The sequence below is a fragment of the Vibrio sp. 2096 genome, from assembly GCF_033339595.1.
Lineage (GTDB): Bacteria > Pseudomonadota > Gammaproteobacteria > Enterobacterales > Vibrionaceae > Vibrio > Vibrio alginolyticus.
In genome coordinates this window covers 35206-51662 of the sequence record NZ_JAWOUX010000020.1, presented here as the reverse complement: position 1 = coordinate 51662, position 16457 = coordinate 35206, and the positions used below count along the sequence as shown (strand labels likewise).

The window sequence follows — 16457 nt, the reverse complement described above, 5'->3', positions numbered from 1 at the left end:
GTCTACGTTTCGCGATCCGTGAAGGTGGCCGTACAGTAGGTGCTGGTGTTGTTGCTAAGATCTTCGACTAATTCATAACGAATTAAACGAAATCTTGCACTGTTCTTCTTTTTGAAGAAAGCGCATCGAAAAGGGAAGCTTAGGCTTCCCTTTTTCATTTCTAGATTACATTTAGTTATAAGTGTTGAAATAAAAGACGTCACTTTTTCGATTTAAAAACAGAGTTTTACCGACTTTATTTCTTAACGCTTTTACTCACCCCTCTTAACCCTTTGATCTTTTCCTGCAGCGGTAAAATCGTTATAACCAAATATTCTGAGCGGACACCATAATGCGACTGGTAACAAGAACTATTCTTGTTTATATTGTTTGTCACAGATTAGTTTTATAGGTTTTTTGAGTATGTACGTTTGTCTTTGCCATGGTGTCTCCGACAAAAAAATCAGGAAGTTGGCGATAGATGAAGGCGTAACAGATATTAAAGGAATCAAAAAGTGCACGGCATTGGGCAGCCAATGTGGTAAGTGCATCAGACAGGCCAAGGAAATTTTAGCGGAAACTAGTTACACGGAATTTAAACAAGCCAGCTAATTGCTGTAAGTATGCAGTAATTATTTGCCTTACATTTTGACACCTTCTCATTTGCTTCTACATTTAAATGAAGCCAAAGAGGAGAGTTTTGTCATGAAAGGCGATCCAATCATCATTCAACATCTCAATAAAGTGCTCGGTAACGAGCTCGTCGCTATTAATCAGTATTTTCTTCATGCCCGAATGTATAAAGACTGGGGCTTAAAGCACCTAGCAGACAAGGAATATCACGAATCTATCGATGAGATGAAGCATGCCGATCATCTAATTGAGCGTATTTTGTTCCTTGAAGGCTTACCGAACCTACAAGATTTAGGTAAGTTGATGATTGGTGAAGATACCAAGGAAATGCTCGAGTGTGACTTAAAGCTTGAAATGGCGGCTATTCCAGATTTAAAAGATGCGATTGCCTACGCTGAAGACATTCGAGATTATGTGTCTCGAGATCTCTTCCAAGATATTCTTGAAGATGAAGAAGAACATGTTGATTGGCTAGAGACGCAACTTGGCTTGATTGAAATGTCTGGTATTGAGAATTATCTCCAAGCGCAATACGTGGACGAAGAGTAACGATACTTTCTGAGTTTGCATACTCCAATAATAGTAAGAAGAAAGAGCACCTGACTCGAAAATCGGGTGCTTAACCCCGTTATCTGGTCTAATCTCTTTTATTATCGGCTTTTTAAGGATATTGCTCGCAATCTTGCCTATGAAGTTTGATTTCTATCCGATAGAATTTATGCCCCCTTACCTAAAAATAAAAAAGAGAAACGTCCATGTCTGAAGACAACCACCAAGCAGCCACTCCAGAAGAAGAACATCGCCAAAAAGCATTGGATTACCATGCTTATCCAACTCCAGGAAAGATTGCTGTCGAACTGACAAAGCCTGCGGAAACGGCGGGTGATCTTGCCCTTGCATACAGCCCTGGTGTTGCAGAGCCAGTGCGTGAAATCGCACAAAACCCGGATAACGTGTACAAGTACACTGCAAAAGGGAACATGGTTGCTGTTATTTCTAACGGTACCGCTATTCTAGGTCTAGGTAACCTAGGTCCACTTGCATCTAAGCCTGTGATGGAAGGTAAAGCGTTACTGTTTAAGCGTTTTGCTGGTCTTGACTCTATTGATATTGAAGTTAAGCACCGCACGATCGATGAATTTGTGGATACTGTTGCGAGCATTGCAGACACTTTTGGCGGTATCAACCTTGAAGATATTAAAGCACCAGACTGTTTTGAGATTGAAAAACGTTTGATTGAGCGTTGTGATGTACCAGTATTCCACGATGATCAACATGGTACTGCTATTGTAACGGCAGCGGGTATGCTGAATGCAATCGAACTTCAAGGTAAGAAACTTGAAGATTCAACAATTGTTTGTCTTGGCGCTGGCGCTGCCGCTGTAGCGTGTATGGAGCTTCTGATCAAATGCGGTGCAATGCGCGAAAAAATCTACATGCTAGATCGCAAAGGTGTGATTCACACTCGTCGTGATGACCTTAATGAATATAAGCAGTTATTTGCGAACAATACAGATAAGCGCACACTAGAAGACGTAATTGAAGGTGCAGATCTGTTCCTAGGTGTATCTGGTCCAAACCTGTTGCCAGCGGAAGCGTTGAAGTTGATGGCTGATAAGCCAATCGTATTCGCATGTTCTAACCCGGATCCTGAAATCAAGCCGGAACTTGCTCACGCAGTTCGTGATGACTTGATCATGGGTACTGGCCGTAGTGATTATCCTAACCAAGTTAACAACGTATTGTGTTTCCCATTCATTTTCCGTGGTGCTCTTGATGTGCGTGCAAGTGAAATCAATGATGAAATGAAACTTGCAGCCGTTGAGGCGATTCGCGAGCTAGCAAAAGAGCCTGTACCTGAAGCCGTATTGAAGGCTGCCGGTGTTGATAAGCTAGAGTTTGGTGCGGACTATATTATTCCAAAACCAATGGATTCACGTTTGCTACCACGTGTTGCAAAAGCGGTTGCTCAGGCGGCGGTTAATTCAGGTGTAGCTCGTATCGAGATGCCTGAAAACTACATGGCAGAGTAATATATCTTTCAGATGTGATACACAAAAAATGGGACGCTATTGCGTCCCATTTTTTATGTCATCCATTTGGCTCGAGGCAAGAGTTATTACCTGAAACCTTTTATCAGGCTTTTTTATTCTTCGTCGAATGACTCAAATTCGATGCCCATTTCCGTCATCAGCGCTTTTACTTCTGTTGGAATATCATCAGGACGGTCTTTACGAAGGTCTTCATCTGTCGGAAGTGGCTGACCTGTGTACGCGTGCAAAAATGCCTCGCATAGCAATTCGCTATTGGTTGCATGGCGTAAGTTATTGATCTGACGGCGAGTACGCTCATCAGTTAGCACCTTTAAAACTTTTAGCGGGATAGAGACGGTAATTTTTTTTACTTGTTCGCTTTTTTTGCCGTGCTCTGCATATGGGCTAATGTATTCGCCATTCCAGTCAGCCATTGCACACCTTCATTTATGTAATCGGTTAAAAATAATTTAGGTGCTGATTTTAGCTGCATTTACCGCCACAAGCAAAGACATATAGACGTCTAGAAGTGTTGACGTCTCATTTTTTGACGAGTAAAGTGAACATAACAGCAAAGGAAGCGTGTTGATCACTTTATGTTACTCATTAGATATAGCGCATTCCTATTTAGAAGTCATTACCCGTGAAAGGATACACCCATGAGCACTCGCAAACCTGCGACCATTGCAGTACGCACTGGTATTGAATCAGACAGCCAATATCATGCTGTCGTTCCACCTATTTATCTTTCCACTAACTATGGTTTTCCTGCTTTTGGTGAAGTGCCCAAGTATGATTACACACGATCTGGTAATCCAAACCGCGGACTGTTGGAAAGTGCGCTATCTGAACTTGAGTCTGGAAAAGGAGCGGTTGTTACTAACTGCGGTACGTCGGCATTAAATTTATGGGTTTCCGCTTTTCTCGGCCCAGATGATCTCATTATTGCTCCTCACGATTGTTATGGTGGTACCTATCGTCTTTTTAATACCCGAGCTAACAAAGGCGATTTTAAGGTTCAGTTTGTCGATCAATCAGACGAACAGGCTTTAGATGCTGCATTGGCACAAAAACCAAAACTCATTTTGCTAGAAACTCCGTCAAACCCTCTGGTTCGCGTAGTGGATATTGCAGCTACTTGTGAAAAAGCGAAACAAGTCGGCGCGTTAGTTGCGGTGGACAATACCTTTTTGACACCCGTGTACCAAAAACCTTTAGAGCTAGGTGCGGATTTTGTTATCCACTCCACAACAAAGTACATCAACGGTCATTCGGACGTAATTGGTGGGGTAATCATCACCAACACAGAAGCGCATGCAGAAGAGCTTGCATGGTGGGGCAATTGTATTGGTGCAACGGGCACACCTTTCGATAGTTACATGACACTGCGAGGTATTCGTACGCTTGGTGCTCGTATGAAAGTACATGAAGAGAGCTCACAGCAGGTACTGGCTTACCTACAGAAACAAGCGTTAGTTAAAACTATCTATCATCCAAGCCTGCCGGAACATCCAGGTCACGACATTGCTAAAAAGCAGCAAACGGGCTTTGGCTCTATGTTGAGTTTTGAGTTTGCTGGTTCGTTTGAGCAGTTAAAGGTGTTTGTGAAAGAGCTCCAACTGTTTTCATTAGCTGAATCATTAGGTGGTGTAGAAAGTTTGATTTGCCACCCGGCATCCATGACTCACCGTGCAATGGGTGAGGAGGCACTGGCGGAGGCTGGGGTCTCTCATCAACTATTGCGTTTGTCTGTCGGTTTGGAAGATGCACAAGACCTCATCACAGATTTAGAACAAGCGTTCGCTAAAGCTACCCAGTAATAGGAGACGATAACAATGACTGTACAACGTCAGCTGCATAAGTTTGGTGGCAGTAGCTTAGCAAACCCAGAATGCTACTTACGCGTTGTGGGTATTCTCAAGGAGTATTCGACAGAAAATGATCTTGTGGTCGTCTCTGCTGCAGGAAAAACCACTAACCGCTTGATTGAGTTTTTGGAAGGGTTAAGTAAAGATGGCCGAATTGCGCATGAAGCGCTTCAAAGCTTGAGACAGTTCCAAACTGAGCTAATAGAAAGCTTGTTGGAGAGTGAAGCAAAAGAAGAGCTGTTAGCTTTATTACATGATGAGTTCAGTACTCTCTCGGAGCTGACTGCACCACTCACTAATGCGCAAAAAGCTGCGGTACTGGGACACGGAGAAGTATGGTCTGCTCGCCTATTGGCCGCGTTATTATCTCAACGTTCTATCCCTGCGGTTGCACAAGATGCACGAGCGTTTTTACGTGCAGAAGCGGGAACTCAACCAGAGGTTGATCGCGCTCGTTCATACCCTTTAATTAAAGAGATCCTCGCGCAGCATAACCATAAACGTGTGGTAATTACTGGCTTTATGGCTCAGAACGAGGCAGGAGAAACCATTCTACTTGGTCGTAACGGCTCTGACTATTCTGCAACGGTCATAGGCGCGCTTGCTGAAGTCAGTACTGTCACGATTTGGAGTGATGTTGCTGGTGTTTATAGTGCCGATCCACGTTTGGTGTCTGACGCTTGTTTATTACCGTTACTTCGATTGGATGAAGCCAGTGAACTTGCTCGCTTAGCTGCCCCAGTGCTACACAGTCGTACGCTTCAGCCTGTGGCGCAAAGTACCATGGACCTTAATCTCAAGTGTAGCTATCTGCCAGAGTCGGGTTCTACTCGTATTGAGCGTGTATTGGCATCTGGTCGTGGCGCTAAAATTATTACTTCACTGGATGATGTTTTATTGGTGCAGTTGTCTTTCATGCATGGGCACGACTTCGAAAAAACACAGAGTGATGTATTACAAGCGTTGCAGCGCGCGCAATTAGAGCCACTGGCATTTGAAGCTCAATCCGATCAGCACACGCTACGCTTGGCTTACACCGCAGAAATCGCCGGTGGTGCATTGAAACACTTGCAAGAGCTTGCGGTAGAGGCTGAAATTAAGCTAAAAGAAGGTTACTCGCTCTTAGCTGCGGTAGGTGCAGGCGTTACGAAAAACGCCAATCATTGCTTTGGCTTTTATCAGAAGCTAAAGCACTCTCCGGTAGAATTTATCTCTGAAACAGACTCAGGGCTGAGCCTAGTCGCTGTTTTGCGCCGTACTGATACTGAGGCGTTGGTTCAAACGATTCATAGCCAGTTGTTCCAAGCGCAAAAACGCGTGGCAGTGGCTTTATGTGGCAAGGGTAATATTGGTTCTAGTTGGTTAAATTTATTTGCGACGCAAAAAAGTGAGCTCGAAAAACGTCATGGTATGAGCTTTGATCTTGTCGCGGTTGTGGATAGCCAAACCTATTGGTTCGATGAGCAAGGTATTGAGGCGGCGAGTGTTGCTGAACGATTTGATGATGAAAGCATAGCAAACAATGGGGATTGGCTGGCACGTTTGGGAGCGCTTAAAAGCTACGATGAAGCCGTCGTGCTTGATGTTACCGCGAGTAAAGAGTTGGCTCAGCGCTACGTAGAAATCGCACAGCAAGGCATTCATTTGATTTCCGCTAACAAAGTTGCCGGTTCCGCAGATAGCCAGTACTACCATCAGGTTCAAGATGCATTCGCTAAAATTGGTCGTCATTGGCTATACAACGCAACGGTGGGTGCTGGGTTACCGATAAACCATACCGTGCGAGATCTTCGTGAAAGTGGGGATGAAATCGTCGCTCTATCGGGTATTTTCTCGGGGACGCTATCATGGCTGTTCCAACAGTTTGATGGTTCTGTGCCATTTAATGATTTAGTCGATCTTGCTTGGCAGCAAGGTTTAACCGAACCTGATCCTCGTTCTGATTTAGATGGCTCCGATGTAATGCGCAAGTTAGTCATCTTGGCTCGAGAGTCGGGCCTAGATATAGAACCAGACAGCGTTAAAGTTGAGTCTTTGGTGCCAGAAGAATTAAGAGAACTGAGCTTAGATGATTTCTTCGATAATGGAGCGTTGTTGAGTGAAATACTTCAAGAGCGTCTGACAAAAGCACAGAGAAACGATCAAGTGCTTCGCTATGTGGCGCGTTTAGAAAAAAATGGTAAAGCAACGGTGGGAGTCGAAGCGTTATCTCGTGAGCACGCGCTCGCCAACTTATTGCCATGCGATAACATTTTTGCCATAGAGAGCAAGTGGTACAAAGATAACCCTCTGGTCATTCGAGGACCAGGCGCAGGCAGAGAAGTGACAGCCGGCGCTATTCAATCCGACCTCAACCGATTGGCTGGTTTATTTTAAAGTTGCGATTGACCTAAAAACCCTGGAATTAATCCAGGGTTTTTTATTCCCCTATCAGTGCCATACTGAAGTCATAACCCGTGCAAAATGGTGAGATGATGCTCAAGTAGAAACTTGAACTATCTTCATTATTAACTTGAGAAAAATTCATAATTACAAGGTTGACATTAAATCGTATTCAATACATTCTGTAGACATATAGACGTCTAAACGTCGATTTTAAGGATTTGTTTTCGTGGCGGAGTGCCGCAGGGAGAGTAAGATGGGATATACGCACGCAGGCCATATCGACGCCTTGAACCAGAATATTGCTGAGTTATCAGATAACATCAATGTATCGTTTGAGTTTTTTCCGCCAAGCAGCGCTAAGATGGAAGAAACACTTTGGAATTCAGTGCACCGTCTTAAAACGCTTCAACCTAAATTTGTTTCTGTGACTTACGGTGCGAACTCCGGCGAGCGTGACAGAACACACTCCATCATTAAAGAAATTAAAGCAACAACCGGATTGGTTGCCGCTCCCCATCTCACTTGTATTGATGCGACTCGTGAAGAGTTGATTAATATTGCCGATGATTATTGGAACAATGGTATTGAAAATATCGTCGCTCTGCGTGGTGATATTCCTCCAGGTGGCGGTGCGCCTGATATGTATGCCTCGGATTTGGTTGAGCTGCTGAAATCACGCCACGATTTCGATATCTCCGTTGCTGCATTCCCTGAGGTTCACCCTGAAGCTAAAAGCGCACAGTCTGACTTATTGAACCTAAAACGTAAGGTAGATGCAGGTGCAAACCGTGCTATTACTCAGTTCTTTTTTGACGTTGAGTCTTACCTGCGATTCCGTGACCGTTGTGTCGCAGCAGGAATTGACGTAGAAATTGTGCCAGGAATTTTGCCTGTATCGAACTTTAAGCAAGCGTCTCGCTTTGCGGCACAGAACAACGTGAAAGTACCAGGATGGATGAGCAAACAATTCGATGGCTTGGATGATGATCCGGTGACTCGCCAGCTTGTAGGAGCTAGCCAAGCTATTGATATGGTGCGTGTACTGAGTCGTGAAGGGGTTAAGGATTTTCACTTCTACACACTAAACCGTGCAGAGATGACTTACGCGTTATGCCATACGTTGGGTGTTCGTCCTCGCGCAGTAGTTGGTGCGTAAACCTAGTTTCAAAAAGATAAAAGGCTTGCCAAGTGGCAAGCCTTTTTCGCTTTATCAAAGCAAAAGGAGTTTAACCAATCACTTCAAGTTCAGTTAGAACTTCTTCTGCCCAAGTGATCCAAGTTTCACGTAACAGTAGGTTACGGCGAAGCGTTAGACGTTCTAGGCGAGCTTGTTTATCTAAAGTTGACGGCGTTGCGTAGTAAGCCGCTTCAATTTCTTTGTAGTGAGAAACCAGTTTGCGAGACTCTTCAACTAGCTCGGCGAGTTGGTCACGGAATGGAGCCGCAGGTTGAACGGCACATGCCATCAATTTCGCTGAAAACTCATCACGAACTGTTGGGTGTGCAGTTGGTTGATCAAACCACTCTCCTAAAGCGCTGCGACCAGCGTCTGTAATGGAGTAAACCTTGCGGTCTGGTTTGCCTTCTTGAGGTTCTAATACGCAAGTAACCAGTTCTTTCTCAGCCATTTTGTTGAGTTCACGGTACACCTGTTGGTGGCTTGCTTTCCAGAAGTAACCGATGCTAGCAGAGAATTCTTTAGTGATATCGTAACCGGTTGCGTCGCGAGTGCTAAGAACAGTTAAGATTACGTGTGGTAATGACATGTCTTCAATCCAAATGGTCAATAAACTTGTAAACAAGCTACTTATACTTTCAGCTGCGCTCTTACTGGCACTTGAGTTTTTTAATGTATAAGTAGCACCAACAATGTTGGTCCTGTCACCTTAAAGCCGTTTATCACCTAGAGAGATGGGGAGTCCCATCAAGGCTGGAGCAGGTATGATTGGATTTATGAGCTCTCAGCAGGCAAGTAGTATATAAATAATAAGCATGAAGTGGAATAGTAGGACAAAATTACCCTAAAAAACTAACATAATAATCAATAGTGTTAACTTGTGGTTTTTTATTCTTTTGTTTTGGTATTTTTTGGGTCTTTAGTGGTTTATTTGACTACTTTTGTTTTGGTGCGATTATCCTGTGATAAAAAAAAGCTGAGCATTTGCCCAGCTTTTTATTAAAAATGAAACGATTAGCCTGTGTTACGCATACCTGCAGCAATACCAGCAATCGTCACCATCAACGCTTCTTCTAAGTTTGCAGAAGCTTCTTCGGTTTGACGCGTGCGGTATAGCAGCTCTGCTTGTAGCATATTCAATGGCTCAACGTAGATATTGCGTAAGCGAATAGACTCGAGTCCCCAAGGGTCATGCTGCATCAAGTTTTCATTGTTCTCGACATTCAGTACCGCTTTGATGTCTTCTTGAAGCTGAGCACGAAGTTTTTCACCGAGTGGACGGAGCGACTCATCCACCAATCGCTCATCGTAGTAGCGAGAGATATCAATATTACACTTCGAGTACACCATCTCTAGCATGCCGAGACGAGTAGAGAAAAACGGCCATTCGCGGCACATTTCTTCGAGCAATGCTTGGTGGCCTTTATCGATCGAGTATTGAATCGCTTCACCTGCGCCTAGCCATGCAGGAAGTACCAAACGGTTTTGACTCCATGAGAAGATCCACGGGATTGCACGTAAGCTTTCTACTCCGCCCTTAGGGTTGCGTTTTGCAGGACGAGAACCAAGTGGCAACTTGCCGAGTTCAAGTTCTGGTGTTGCTTGGCGGAAGTAAGGTACGAAATCTGGCTCGCCACGAACCACATTTCGGTAAGACTCGCAGCTTACTTCTGATAGCACTTCCATCAAGTCGCGCCATTCTTGTTTTGGCTCTGGTGGCGGTAACAAGTTGGCCTCCAGAATCGCACTTGCGTATAGGTTAAAGCTGTTTACTGCGACATCTGGGAGACCCAGTTTAAAGCGGATCATCTCGCCTTGCTCTGTTACACGTAAACCGCCTTTCAAGCTTTTTGGTGGTTGCGACAAAAGCGCAGCATGCGCAGGTGCACCACCGCGACCGACTGTGCCCCCACGACCGTGGAATAGAGTCAGTTCAACACCTTCTTCTTCCGCCACTTTTACTAACGATTCCATCGCATGGTACTGAGCCCAGCCTGCAGACATGACACCCGCATCTTTCGCTGAGTCAGAGTAACCAATCATGACCATTTGGTGGTTTTGGATAAAGCCACGGTATAGGTCGATACCCATCAGCTGTTTGATGACCGATTCTGCATTGTTCAAGTCGTCTAGCGTCTCGAATAATGGGCAAACATCCATACGATATGGGCAGCCTGCTTCTTGCAGAAGTAGGTGGACTGCTAACACATCTGATGCAGTGCGTGCCATAGAAATAACGTAGGCACCGAATGCTTCACGCGGTTGTGCTGCAACAATCTTGCAGGTATCCAAAACCTCTTTGACGGGTTCAGACGGTTCCCAATCACGAGGGAGAAGCGGACGTTTAGATGCAAGCTCGTTAGTTAGAAAAGCAATCTTATCTTGCTCACTCCATTGTTCGTAATCACCAATACCTAAGTAGCGAGTTAGTTCAGACAAGACGTCTGAGTGACGCGTGCTCTCTTGGCGGATATCAAGACGTACAAGATGGATACCAAATGCTTTTACGCGGCGTAGTGTATCCAGTAGTGAGCCGTTGGCTATTACACCCATGCCACATTCGTTTAGTGACTGGTAGCAGGCATACAGCGGTTCCCAAAGTTGCTCGACTTTTTGCAGTGGTGCTTTAACAGCCAGCTTTTGACCGTGGATCTTAGCATCGAGAATATCTTTGGTTTCATTGAGCAGAGTGCGTAATTGCTTCAGGATCGCACGGTATGGTTCGTGCTGACCTTCGCCAGCAAGTTCACGGACTTGATCGTTTGAAACTGTCATAGACAGCTCGCTGATCAACTCGTTGATGTCATTGAGATAAAGATCGGCGGCTTTCCAACGAGACAATAGTAAGACTTCACGCGTAACGTTGTGAGTAACAAACGGGTTACCGTCACGGTCACCGCCCATCCAAGAGGAGAAGTGCACTGGGCGAGCATCAATGGGTAAACCTTCTCCAAGGTAAGATTTTAGACGGTCATTCATCTCACGTAGGAAGTCCGGTACCGCTTCCCATAGCGAGTTTTCAACGACCGCAAAGCCCCACTTTGCTTCATCCAACGGAGTAGGGCGTTGTTGTCGAATCACGTCTGAATGCCAGCCTTGGGCAATCAGTTGCTCTAGGCGGCGTTCGGTTTTTCTGCGCTCTTTAGAAGAAAGATCGCTTAGCTCCAACTTTGATAAGCACTCGTTTATCTTGACCAGTTTGTTGATCATCGTACGGCGCGTAATTTCTGTTGGGTGAGCCGTCAATACCAATTCAATATTTAGATCACGAACCGCTTGGGCAGTGTCCAGTTTGCTCACATCGTTTTGTACCAGTTTAGAAAACAGCGAGTTAATCGCGTCTGGTTCACAAATGTGCTCTTCACAATGGCGTGAAATCGTGTGGTATTGCTCAGCGATATTGGTGAGGTTTAGAAATTGGTTAAACGCGCGAGTAACGGGCGTTAGCTGCTCATCAGGTAGATGTTTGATTTCTTCGATCAAGCTGTCCCTGTCTGCTTGATTCCCTGCTTGAGCTGATTTGGATAATTTACGAATGGTTTCCACTTTCTCGAAGATTTCTTCGCCATGGGCATCGCGAATGGTGTTACCCAATAAGTGGCCTAACATGCGCACATTACTTTTGAGTGCGGCGTATTTCTCGTTCATTGTCGTCCTGCCTCGTAAAAAAACTACATCCATTGTCCTTGTTAAGACTCCAATCTAGCGAAAAGCACCAGTTATAGTCAAATAAAGCAGACTAAGTTTGCAATTATTCCGCTGTCTCCTGATTTAGAGCAAATTTACGGCAGCCATAGAGTAAGAAGTGAAAATTAATTACAAAATAACAAGTTAAATAAGTGTTAAGACTAGCGCTAAATTGTGAAGATAAAAAGATGCAGCTCAATCGAGCTGCACAGACTTTTGAGCTTAAACGCGTATTAACAGCAGTACTTGACCATTGCCTTTGAAAGCACATCAATTGTGGGGTCGATAAAGTCGAAGGATAGAAACTCATCCGGTTGATGGGCTTGGTCGATTGACCCAGGGCCGAGCACCAAGGTTGGACACAACTGTTGTAGAAATGGTGCTTCAGTACAATAGTTCACGGTTTCTGAACTGGTTTGGCAGATCTCTTCAACACCACCGATAAATGGGTGGTCATGTTGGCATTCGTAACCCGGAATAGGCTCATGCAATGGAATAATCTCCAGTCTCCCAGGCCATTTCGCTTCGACTTCTTTTAATGCTCCGCGCAACATGTTCTCTAAACCATCAAGGCTAATGCCAGGAAGAGGACGCACGTCGTAATGCAGCTCACAGCAACCACAAATACGGTTAGCGCTGTCACCACCGTGAATGTGTCCAAGATTTAGGGTAGGGCTTGGAATGGCAAAACCCGGATGGTGATATTCTTTAATCAATTTGTCACGCAGTTGCATCATGGCGAACATGACTTCATGCATGATCTCAATAGCGTTAACGCCAAGCGCTGGGTCCGATGAGTGACCGGACTTGCCTGTTACGCGAATGGCATTTGCCACATGCCCTTTATGACCTCGAATTGGTACAAGGCTGGTGGGTTCACCAATGATGCAGTAATCCGGCTTAAATGGGGCGTTTGCTGTGAAATGTCGCGCGCCCAACATGGTGGTCTCTTCGTCACAAGTGGCTAATACGTAGAGTGGTTTGCTCTGCTTGCTCCAATCGACTTTCTTCACTGCTTCATAAATAAAGGCGAAAAAGCCTTTCATGTCTGCTGTGCCTAAACCGTAGAAGCGGTTGTCTTTTTCCGTCAGTTTATGCGGATCGAAATTCCATCGCCCTTGATCGAATGGCACGGTATCACTATGGCCAGCAAGTAAAAGGCCACCTTCACCCTCACCCATACGTGCGATCATATTGTGCTTGCCTGGCTCGACTTCGATCACTTCAACGCTAAAACCCAGATCTTTAAACCAAGATGCGAGTTTTTCGATGACTTTTGCATTGCCCTGATCCCAGCTCGGATCCGTGGAGCTGATAGAAGAGGTGCTGATGAGTCCTTCATAGACCTCTAGAAAAGTTGGTAATTGCATGGATTCTTCAAATCTCCTGTTGACAGACAGACCACAAAAATGTAAAACACATATTAAATCATATTTAATGAATAAAAAATCAAAATAAAGCAAAAATTAAATATGAATAGTCATTTGAGCCTTTAAGTATATGGATGTCACACAATGCTAAAAACCACGATTATTGGAGCCAGCGGTTACACCGGCGCAGAGTTAGCGTTAATGGTTAATAAACACCCACAACTCACGCTATCAGGTTTATACGTTTCCGCCAACAGTGTTGATGCGGGAAAGAGCATCGCGCAGCTGCACGGTAAGCTAGCGGGCATCATTGATATGCCAGTTTTACCAATAACGGATCCACTGCAAATCGCTCAAGAATCGGACGTGGTGTTTTTGGCAACGGCTCACGAAGTCAGCCATGATTTAGCCCCAACTTTCTTGGAGGCAGGCTGTCAGGTATTCGATTTATCGGGTGCATTCCGTGTGAAAAGTGAAGGCTTTTACGACACTTTTTATGGCTTCGCACATCAACATAACAACTGGCTAGATAAAGCAGCATACGGCTTAGCAGAGTGGAACCAAGAATCAATAAAAACCACTCCTTTGATTGCAGTAGCAGGTTGCTACCCAACCGCTTCACAGCTTGCAATCAAACCTTTATTAGAACATGCGTTGCTCGATACCAACCAATGGCCAGTAATCAACGCAACCAGTGGTGTATCAGGTGCAGGGCGTAAAGCCTCCATGGTTAACAGCTTCTGTGAAGTGAGCTTGCAATCTTACGGTGTCTTTAACCATCGTCACCAGCCAGAGATTGCTCAGCACTTGGGTTGTGATGTGATTTTTACTCCGCACCTCGGCAACTTTAAACGCGGCATTCTTGCCACTATCACCATGAAGCTTGCGCAAGGAGTGACAGAATCACAAGTGGCACAGGCGTTTGAACAAGCTTATCAAGGCAAGCCTGCGGTGCGTCTTAAAGGCGACGGTATTCCACGTATTCAGGATGTCGAAAATACCCCTTTCTGCGATATCGGCTGGAAGGTACAAGGCGAACACATCATTGTGATTTCAGCTATCGACAACCTACTTAAAGGTGCATCGAGTCAAGCGATGCAATGTCTCAATATTCATTACGGTTACCCAGAACTGACAGCGTTGCTGTAGTCGTTGAAAGAGGGAAATGCGATGACGCAAACCAATCAAGCTCCTTTAGTCATTAAGCTAGGTGGTGCAGCTCTATCATGCACTCAAACCTTAAGCCAACTGTTTGGTGCCATTGCGGCTTACCAAAAATCGGCACAGCGACAAATCGCCATCGTTCATGGCGGTGGCTACCTAGTTGATGAGTTGATGGCAAAGCTTCAGCTTGAAACCGTAAAGAAAAACGGTTTACGCGTAACGCCATACGAGCAAATTCCTGTGATTGCAGGCGCGCTTGCAGGCACTGCGAATAAGTTACTTCAAGGTCAAGCGATTGCGGACGGTCTTAACGCTGTGGGCCTTAGCCTTGCGGATGGTGGTTTGTGTCTTGTTGAAGAACTTGACCCAGAACTCGGCGCGGTAGGCAAAGCATCACCGGGTGACTCAGCACTATTACAAGCGGTGCTAAACACAGGTGCACTGCCGATCATCAGTTCAATTGGTTTAACCAAAGATGGCCAGATGATGAATGTGAATGCTGATCAAGCAGCAGTCGCGGTTGCGGGCGCATTAGATGCGGAGTTAGTCCTGTTATCAGACGTGAGTGGTGTACTAGATGGAAAAGGCCATTTGATCAAAACCCTGTCAGAGCAGCAAGCTAACTCGTTGATCGATGGACATGTGATCACCGATGGCATGATCGTCAAAGTTAAAGCCGCTTTGGAGGCCGCCAATGATCTTGGCCGTCCAATTGAAGTCGCGACCTGGCGTTACCCAGAAAAATTAGCACAGTTATTCGCTGGTGAAAGTATTGGTACTCAATTCTTGCCTCAATAAGCATCAGCAAAAGAATTCAATATTAGGAAGTCGTAGTTGGCACTGACCGCCGAGCGCAGCGCCAGTTAAGTTTGGAGAAAAAACATGAGCAAAGTGAACGTAAATAAAGTGGTAGTCGCATACTCAGGCGGTCTAGATACTTCAGTAATTATCCCGTGGCTAAAAGAGAACTACGACTGTGAAGTAGTGGCTTTCGTTGCCGATGTTGGTCAAGGTGCCGAAGAGCTAGAAGGCATTGAAGCGAAAGCAAAAGCCTCTGGTGCTTCTGAGTGCTACATCGCTGACTTGAAAGAAGAAATGGTCGCAGACTACATTTACCCAACGCTAAAAACTGGCGCGTACTACGAAGGTAAGTACCTGCTAGGTACATCAATGGCGCGTCCAATCATTGCCAAAGCGCAGGTTGAAGTGGCACGTAAAGTGGGCGCGGACGCTCTGTGTCATGGCTGTACAGGTAAAGGTAACGACCAAGTACGTTTCGAAGGCGCATTCGCAGCACTAGCACCGGACTTACAAGTGATTGCACCTTGGCGTGAGTGGGACCTAGTGAGTCGTGAAGAGTGTTTGGATTACCTCGCTGAGCGTAATATTTCTTGCTCTGCGTCTCTTACTAAGATCTATTCACGTGATGCAAACGCATGGCACATTTCGACGGAAGGCGGCGTTTTAGAAGATACGTGGAACGCACCAAACGAAGACTGCTGGGTGTGGACTGTCGACCCAGAGCAAGCGCCAAATGAAGCGGAATACGTCACGCTGAAAGTAGAAAAAGGTGAAGTGGTCGAAGTTGATGGTGAAGCGATGACACCATACAACGCACTGGTTTACCTAAACGAGAAGGGCGCTAAGCACGGTGTTGGCCGTATCGATATCGTGGAAAACCGTCTTGTTGGGATGAAGTCTCGTGGTTGTTATGAAACACCGGGAGGCACCATCATGATGGAAGCGCTGCGTGCTGTAGAGCAGCTTGTGCTAGACAAATCATCATTCGAATTCCGTGAGGAGCTAGGTCTAAAAGCGTCTCACCTTGTATACGATGGCCGTTGGTTTACGCCACTATGTAAATCGATCCTTGCTGCTTCAGAAGAGCTAGCGCAAGACGTTAACGGTGAAGTGGTTGTTAAGCTTTACAAAGGTCAAGCGACAGTCACGCAAAAACGTTCTGACAACAGCTTGTATTCAGAAGAGTTCGCGACTTTTGGTGAAGATGAAGTTTACGACCAAAGCCATGCAGGTGGGTTCATCCGTCTTTACTCGCTATCAAGCCGTATTCGTGCATTGAACAGCCAGAAGAAATAATCCCTTAACATCCATCTTGGATTGAATAAAGACCCGCCATTTATAGGCGGGTCTTTTGATTTCT

The 16457-nt window shown here is 45.4% G+C and carries 13 protein-coding genes and 1 pseudogene; 10 read left to right on the top strand and 4 right to left on the bottom strand.

The window, feature by feature from the left end; all coding sequences use genetic code 11:
- From R7Q41_RS22480 to R7Q41_RS22465, 4 genes and pseudogenes are all read left to right on the top strand, one after another.
- Positions 1-71: pseudogene (locus tag R7Q41_RS22480) on the top strand (elongation factor Tu); the annotation flags it as partial.
- A 331-nt stretch (positions 72-402) separates the two neighbouring features.
- Entirely contained in the window at positions 403-591 is a 189-nt protein-coding gene (locus tag R7Q41_RS22475) for a (2Fe-2S)-binding protein (RefSeq protein ID WP_005381360.1), read from the top strand.
- 93 nt (positions 592-684) lie between these two features.
- Positions 685-1161, top strand: a complete 477-nt coding sequence (bfr, locus tag R7Q41_RS22470) for a bacterioferritin (protein ID WP_005381359.1) — start codon at positions 685-687, stop codon at positions 1159-1161.
- Between the two features lie 206 nt (positions 1162-1367).
- Entirely contained in the window at positions 1368-2645 is a 1278-nt protein-coding gene (locus R7Q41_RS22465) for a malic enzyme-like NAD(P)-binding protein (RefSeq protein ID WP_005381358.1), read from the top strand.
- 113 nt (positions 2646-2758) lie between these two features.
- Here R7Q41_RS22465 and metJ read toward each other — a convergent pair whose 3' ends face one another.
- Entirely contained in the window at positions 2759-3079 is a 321-nt protein-coding gene (gene metJ, locus R7Q41_RS22460) for a met regulon transcriptional regulator MetJ (protein ID WP_005381353.1), read from the bottom strand.
- Positions 3080-3304: 225 nt separating this feature from the next.
- Between metJ and R7Q41_RS22455 the strand changes: the two genes are divergently transcribed.
- From R7Q41_RS22455 to metF, 3 genes are all read left to right on the top strand, one after another.
- Positions 3305-4465 carry an O-succinylhomoserine (thiol)-lyase gene (locus tag R7Q41_RS22455; protein WP_005381350.1) on the top strand — a complete coding sequence of 387 codons (1161 nt, stop codon included), beginning with the start codon at positions 3305-3307 and terminating at the stop codon, positions 4463-4465.
- A 15-nt stretch (positions 4466-4480) separates the two neighbouring features.
- Complete coding sequence (locus R7Q41_RS22450) at positions 4481-6889, top strand: bifunctional aspartate kinase/homoserine dehydrogenase II (protein ID WP_115386339.1); 2409 nt, start codon at positions 4481-4483, stop codon at positions 6887-6889.
- A 262-nt stretch (positions 6890-7151) separates the two neighbouring features.
- Positions 7152-8054: a methylenetetrahydrofolate reductase gene (metF, locus tag R7Q41_RS22445; protein ID WP_005381345.1), complete on the top strand. Its 903-nt coding sequence runs from the start codon at positions 7152-7154 to the stop codon at positions 8052-8054.
- A 70-nt stretch (positions 8055-8124) separates the two neighbouring features.
- Here the strand turns inward: metF and R7Q41_RS22440 are convergent, their stop codons facing one another.
- The 3 genes from R7Q41_RS22440 to argE all read right to left on the bottom strand — a co-directional run bounded on the left by R7Q41_RS22440 (position 8125) and on the right by argE (position 13132).
- The gene (locus R7Q41_RS22440) at positions 8125-8664 is read right to left on the bottom strand and encodes a PadR family transcriptional regulator (protein WP_005382791.1); all 540 of its coding nucleotides are present in this window, start codon (positions 8662-8664) and stop codon (positions 8125-8127) included.
- A 425-nt stretch (positions 8665-9089) separates the two neighbouring features.
- Positions 9090-11723 carry a phosphoenolpyruvate carboxylase gene (gene ppc, locus R7Q41_RS22435; RefSeq protein ID WP_318109377.1) on the bottom strand — a complete coding sequence of 878 codons (2634 nt, stop codon included), beginning with the start codon at positions 11721-11723 and terminating at the stop codon, positions 9090-9092.
- A gap of 272 nt (positions 11724-11995) precedes the next feature.
- Entirely contained in the window at positions 11996-13132 is a 1137-nt protein-coding gene (gene argE / locus R7Q41_RS22430) for an acetylornithine deacetylase (protein WP_005381335.1), read from the bottom strand.
- A 144-nt stretch (positions 13133-13276) separates the two neighbouring features.
- Here argE and argC point away from each other — a divergent pair, with 144 nt between their 5' ends.
- The 3 genes from argC to R7Q41_RS22415 all read left to right on the top strand — a co-directional run bounded on the left by argC (position 13277) and on the right by R7Q41_RS22415 (position 16393).
- Entirely contained in the window at positions 13277-14281 is a 1005-nt protein-coding gene (gene argC, locus R7Q41_RS22425) for an N-acetyl-gamma-glutamyl-phosphate reductase (RefSeq protein WP_206954862.1), read from the top strand.
- 21 nt (positions 14282-14302) lie between these two features.
- Positions 14303-15094, top strand: coding sequence for an acetylglutamate kinase (argB, locus tag R7Q41_RS22420; protein ID WP_137282407.1), 792 nt, complete (start codon positions 14303-14305; stop codon positions 15092-15094).
- Positions 15095-15178: 84 nt separating this feature from the next.
- The gene (locus R7Q41_RS22415; RefSeq protein ID WP_206954860.1) at positions 15179-16393 is read left to right on the top strand and encodes an argininosuccinate synthase; all 1215 of its coding nucleotides are present in this window, start codon (positions 15179-15181) and stop codon (positions 16391-16393) included.
- The last annotated feature ends 64 nt before the right edge of the window (positions 16394-16457 follow it).